At 65.1% G+C, this 5,571-nt stretch carries 6 protein-coding genes; 3 read left to right on the forward strand and 3 right to left on the reverse strand.

The annotated features are described in order from the left end of the window. Positions 1-128 precede the first annotated feature (128 nt). On the reverse strand, positions 129-542 hold the full coding sequence (locus ACFYZF_RS30515; RefSeq protein WP_387026630.1) for a hypothetical protein: 414 nt from the start codon (positions 540-542) through the stop codon (positions 129-131). A 209-nt stretch (positions 543-751) separates the two neighbouring features. On the opposite strand from ACFYZF_RS30515, the gene ACFYZF_RS30520 reads away from it, so the two are divergent. After that, a complete protein-coding gene (locus ACFYZF_RS30520; protein WP_387026632.1) occupies positions 752-1,603 on the forward strand; it encodes a hypothetical protein in 852 nt (283 codons plus the stop codon). Between the two features lie 235 nt (positions 1,604-1,838). Beyond that, positions 1,839-2,897 carry a hypothetical protein gene (locus ACFYZF_RS30525; RefSeq protein ID WP_387026634.1) on the forward strand — a complete coding sequence of 353 codons (1,059 nt, stop codon included), beginning with the start codon at positions 1,839-1,841 and terminating at the stop codon, positions 2,895-2,897. A gap of 495 nt (positions 2,898-3,392) precedes the next feature. On the opposite strand, the gene ACFYZF_RS30530 is transcribed toward ACFYZF_RS30525, so the two are convergent. Then, positions 3,393-3,830 carry a hypothetical protein gene (locus ACFYZF_RS30530; RefSeq protein ID WP_387026636.1) on the reverse strand — a complete coding sequence of 146 codons (438 nt, stop codon included), beginning with the start codon at positions 3,828-3,830 and terminating at the stop codon, positions 3,393-3,395. Positions 3,831-4,004: 174 nt separating this feature from the next. Then, positions 4,005-4,862, reverse strand: a complete 858-nt coding sequence (locus ACFYZF_RS30535; protein WP_387026638.1) for an abortive infection family protein — start codon at positions 4,860-4,862, stop codon at positions 4,005-4,007. A 232-nt stretch (positions 4,863-5,094) separates the two neighbouring features. Between ACFYZF_RS30535 and ACFYZF_RS30540 the strand changes: the two genes are divergently transcribed. Then, positions 5,095-5,469 (forward strand): hypothetical protein, encoded by a 375-nt coding sequence (locus ACFYZF_RS30540; RefSeq protein ID WP_387026640.1) that lies wholly within the window; start codon positions 5,095-5,097, stop codon positions 5,467-5,469. Positions 5,470-5,571: the final 102 nt, after the last annotated feature.

Consider the following 5,571-nt stretch of genomic DNA (forward strand, 5'->3'; position numbering starts at 1 on the left):
GCTGGCATCGCCCACCTCCACAACATCATCCTCGCGGGGTGACGCCAGCACCGTTGCCAGGCAACGCTTCACCGAGTTACGAGACATCCTTTAGGCAGGCCCGAGCTTTTAACATCACGCTGGATCGGCTACATCGGCATTGGATACCAGGGGCACCAGTCCTCGGTAACGCCCTCGCGCAGATGGCGGGTGTACTTGGCGATCTTGTCCTCAAGAGAGGTCACCACCGAGGCGTGGCGGACGGAGTCGAACGGCTCCCGCTCCGGCGATGAGAAGTCGACTATGTCGGGGCTGTCGTGCAACTCGCAGTGCTGCTCTCGCCAGCGCCGCAACGTCGCATCACCGTGGTCGCTGAGGTCATAGACGGTGATGAGGCCGTGGATCGAGCGCATCGGTGTCCAGGAGGCGATCTGGCCGTGCTCGATGGGGTTGCGGCAGCGAGGTCCTCGGCGGGTGCGGGCGATGCACTGCAGCTCGTACACCCCGTCTGGCAGGTACCAGATCCGGTCGCCGAGCAGGACCAGGTCCGCGCGCTTGGTCATGTCTGTGACGGTAGAGGATCAGTCGTCCGGCAGACATGGGACCCTTGGGCGTCCGGGGCGGGGGACCGCCGGGGAGGCAGATTCCCGTACGTAAGGGTCTGGGAGTCCCGGGGCGGGCCCGCCCCGGGTCGCCCAGTCCAGGAGTGCAGGCCGTGTAGTGCCAGCGCGGCGAGCGTGGGATGGCCGTGGCGGTGGTTACGTTCTTCATCATGGACGACGTGAGCAGCCTGCGGTCGGCGGCGACAGCTTTCGCCGAGCAGCACGCCATGCCCGTGGTGCCCGCCGTGCCGTTGCACGACCTCGGGCCCGAGGTGCAGCTCGACGCGGAGGTGATCGACCTGCCGGGTTTCCTGGCCCTGGCGCACCGGATGGGCTCTCCCGCTCTGTACCTGGAGGTCGACCTGTTCGACCCGGACATGGACCTGGTGGCCGACCCGCCGGGGCATTTGCTCGCCCGTCGGGGGCAGTTGCACGGCATCGAGATGGCGTTCGTCGCTGGCGGCGTCGTGCACTTCTGGGAGCACACCGCGTGCTGGTTCACCGAGTGGGAGAACCTGCTCGTCGACACCCGAGCCGCCGCCTGCGGTGACGGTGAAGGCGGCGGCGAACGCGGGCACGACGAGGACGACCGGCGTTGGCTGAGCGAGCGCGAGAGCGCGGAACTGGCCGAGCCCGGCGTGCTGGCCCTGCTCGCGATGCCGCGGTTCCGTGCCGAGAAACCTGGTGGCGGCCGGTACCGGTTTGCGCAGCAGCACCTGCCCGCTGACCTCGACGAGCGCGTCACGCACACGGCTGTGCGGCTGGCCTGTGACCGCGCTGACGAGCTGGCCCGCCAGCGGTACGCCGACATCGACGAGCATTTCGACCAGCTCGCTGCGGACCTGCTCGCCGACTCGGCCTACCAGCGGGCCGGGTCAGCCCCGGCCCGCAAACAGGCTGCCGAACGGTTCCTCACCACCTGGGCCGACGGATGGTCCCCGCCCATGGTCGCTCGCGAGGAGCTCCATGCCCGCGCCCAGCGACTGGCCAAGGCCGCAGTTCGCCCACCGGCGCTGTACTGACTGTCACGGGCCGCTGGGACTTTTCGCCGAGGTATCAGTGCTCAGTTTCTCTCTGGCCGTCAGCAGTTCTCGCACGGGTGTCAGGTGAAGGGCGCGAGGACCAACGTTCGGAAGAGTCACGCTAGCGATGATCTTGGGATGATGGGGCCGAGCCTGCTGGCCCCAGCCGACCGGTGCGTTAGCCGACTCTCGCCAGCCCAACGCAAGAGCACCATCGGCGCCTAGGATCGCCGCCATGGAGCAGCCTGAAGAGCCTTTGCCCACTCCCGACGCGGCGATCATGAAGCGGCTCGGGTACGTCCGGTTGCTTTTCGACCAGGCCGTCAGTCAGTCCTACGCCCCGCCGCCGCTGGGCTTCTCGTCGGTGCTGGCGTTCCACGACGTCATGGAGTTCTTCTTCGTTATCGCGGTCGACCATGCAGGCGCTACCCAGGGCATCAACCTCAAGGACGCGTTCGTCGACAACGCGAAGAGACTTCGCCCAGCCGACGGAGCCCGGATGTCCTGCCTGGACGCAGTCAACCGGATCGGTCACGACCGCAACGGTTTCAAACACAACGGCTCAATCCCTGGCCCTGACCAGATCGAGGGTGCTCGCCGCGGTGCCACGCGCTTCCTTGAGATGAACTGCCCCCGGTTCTTCGGCGTCGACTTCGACGACATCTCGATGCTCCACATCGTCACCCAGGACGACGTGCGCGCCCGACTCACCGCGGCCAGGGCCGCGGCCGACGTTGACGACCTGCCTACCGCCATGGCCGAGGTGGCGATCGCCTTCCACCAACTACTCAGCGACTGGGGCCATGGCAAACGCATCGGCGCCGGATCAAGCCGCGAGACGCTGCACCTGTCTCCTTACCAAGATCACCGATCCAGGCGAAGAATCTCGCCCTGGTACCAAGCCCGGGACAACGACGCGAAGCAGGCGATTTCGGCGCTCCTCTCCTCGGTGACCTCCGCGTTCGAGGAGACCGACAACGAACTCGCCACACTGCGGCGCGTACTGCGTGTGCAGGTCGCCGGCCTGGAAATGGCCCGCTACGCCCGGTTCTCGATGCTCACCCCCCACGTGGACATGCAGTTCGGCGGAGAGCTCTACGCTGTCCACCTGGACGGGCAATACTACTACAGCGCCGAAAATTACGACTTCTGCGAAGCATTTGTTGTGGACTCTGCCCTGCGACTCGGCGCAACCGACTTCAGCATGTGGACGCCAGAGACGTACGGCGATGTCACGAGAGCGGAGGAAGCGATGAAGGTAAACGGCGGGAAGCTGCCAGAGGGCTGGAAGTAGTCACCCGGCGTCGGTCAACCTCGGTCCGGTCCCACACTAGGAAGCTGACCGCCTACGGCAGCCAGAAGTCATTGGGGGCACCTTTCCATGATCGAAGCGATGCCCCGCTACCCGATACTGTCCGGCGATCACGCGACGATCCTCGGCAAGGTCCTCTGCGTCATAAACCGCCCCTGATCCGATTCGCCGCCAGGACCTACTGCCTGCAGTACGGCGCCCGTCTAAGTTTACTGCTCAATCAGGTCCGGGCGCGCAAACTCGGCCCGCATTCTGGTCAGATTAATTAGATTCCCGTACATGCGCTAGTACGGCAGCCGCCGTTCGGGATCATGGCTGGAGTTCGAGGTTGAGGCGTCGGGTGTAGTGGGCTTGGCGGGCTCGGGCTTGATGGCGGCGGCGCCAGTCTGACCAGCGCAGACGATGGGTGAGGTCGCGGATCGGGCGGAGAACCGAGGGTGTTGATCAGCCGGCGGGTCTCGTTGCCGGGCAGCTTGATCAGTCCGGTGTCGGTGGAGTCGTCGTCGGTGTCGGCGGCGCAGATCGCCAGGACGGCGAGGGCGGCCAGGGCGGCCAGGGCCAGGGTGGTGAAGCGGTGCCAGGAGTCCAGCGGCGGACCTGGTGCTGGTCGAGACCGACCTGGCCCTTGGCGGCCTGGAAGCTCTCCTCGACCGTCCAGCGGATGCCCGCGACCCGCACGAGTTGGGCAAGAGCGGCCTGTCGCGGGGTCCAGCAGCGGTAGAAGGCCAGCTCGCCGGTGGTGGTGTTGCGACGGATCAGGAGGCTGTGGTGGCCGCCGTCGTCGGGGTCGGCATCGGTCCAGACGTCGTCGAGCCACGCCCAAGCGCAGAAACGCGGGCCCTTGGATCCGGTGCCCGCGCTGCGGCGCTGCCACGCCGAGGCCGGCAGGTCGACGGCGACCCGGTCAGCTCGCACCCGGGTCTTGCCACCGTCGAGAGGGACCAGGTGACTGCGGGACACGGCCAGGACATGGCCCAGACGGTGGTGGCGCAGAATAGCACTGGGCAACCATCGCGAACGCGCTGTCCGCGGCAGAAGAGTACGTGCCGGTCAGCGAGAGGAGGCTGCCCGGTCTTGCTCGGAAGAACATCAGGAGCCGTGTGGCGGCTCACGTATCGACTCTGTGGAGTGTGCTTCCAGATAGAACGTCGCAACTGCGACCGCCGCCGAAACGACTAGCCTTGCCGTAGCAATGTCAAGTTGAGGGCGTTGCGTGCCGCCATGTCCCGTTCCGAAGCCTGAATTGCGCAGTTCTGCCGTCGTGCTCACGATACTGGCCAGCGCCCCGAATAGCCTTCGCCTTTGTTCGGAACCCGGCGCATTGTCGCGATGTCCGCCTGGGTGGAACCCCAACTTTCTGCTGGCAGCGTGTAAGAGTTGCGGGATGTCCTGCTTCGTTTCGGGACCGTTTCCACGCAGGTCCAGGACGGCCTTAAAAACCGTTTCCAATAGCTCCTTTGAAGAGCCGATCGCTTGCGCCGGATCGTCTCGAAGACCGCGACGAATCCGAGCGGCATGTTCGTCAACGTCTTGAATTCCGAGCTCAACTGCTGCGGCTTGAAGTTCATCGAGGACGGCGCCGTCTTCGCCACCGTAGAGGGATCCATAGAGGTTCGGCTCCTGGTCTTGAAGCCATACGGGAAGGTTGAGGTAATCCTCGACGATTGCCAAGTTCGGGAGTCTGGCCGGGTCTAGCCGACGCGATCCTGAGACAGGATACGCACTTTTGGTAGGCCGGCCAAGCAATACGGGAATCGTGTCGATGACACAGGATAGATAGTCATCGTCGCCCCAACTGAGGCTCCGCAGGAGTCGAGGGTGCCCCTTGATGTAGTCAAGGGTGTCGGTCAGCAGACCAATCTCCATCCACTTGCTGCGATCAAGGAGTGCCTCGGCGGCCTTAACGACAGCCTGGATGACCTGACCTTCGGTCACATCGGGCCGCATCCAGCCCCACCTTCCCATGCAGAACCTAAACCACCATCGACCGGACGAAGCACGGTCACCACCTTAATGGCTCCGAGCCCAGGCAATCCATTGGCAGCCAGACGCTTGCCGAACTCTTCTCGGCAGTTCCGGTACGGGGCGCTGCCCGCCACGGGTGTAGCGGCACCCGGCCGGCTAGCGCGCACGGACGGCGGCTGATGAGATGCCGCAGGGTGCGCCATGATTGGGGTCCATGGGCACCGGCGATCCTTACACCACCATCACCGAGCCGACGTTCGTGGCACGGTTCCTGCTCGCACCAGGCACGGACACGGTGGACACGGTGGCCAACGTTGACGCCTTCGTCGACCTTCCCGATGGCTCCACGTGGGCGCTGACGATCTTCACCATCGGTGAGGTCGGGCGCCTGTTGGCGCGCTGGAAGGAGACAGGTGAGGTGGCGAACGGCAGCTACTTCTGGACCGTTAGCCAGCTAATCGTGCCGGAACCGGGCGTGCCGGCGATGACTGCGGCGATCCGAGAACTGGTGCGCAACGGAGACATCACAAGCGCCGGCTTCCGATGCGAAGACCAGACCCGAGACAGCTTGGTGACCACCAGGGAGTGAGTTCTTAACAACTCCTAACTCTTTGAGTGTTGGAGTCGGCGCCAGCAGATGATGGCGCAGGCGAGGGTGAGGAAGGCTTCGTGGATGTCGTCGCGGATCTCC

This window comes from Micromonospora sp. NPDC001898, assembly GCF_042891255.1.
GTDB lineage: Bacteria > Actinomycetota > Actinomycetes > Mycobacteriales > Micromonosporaceae > Micromonospora.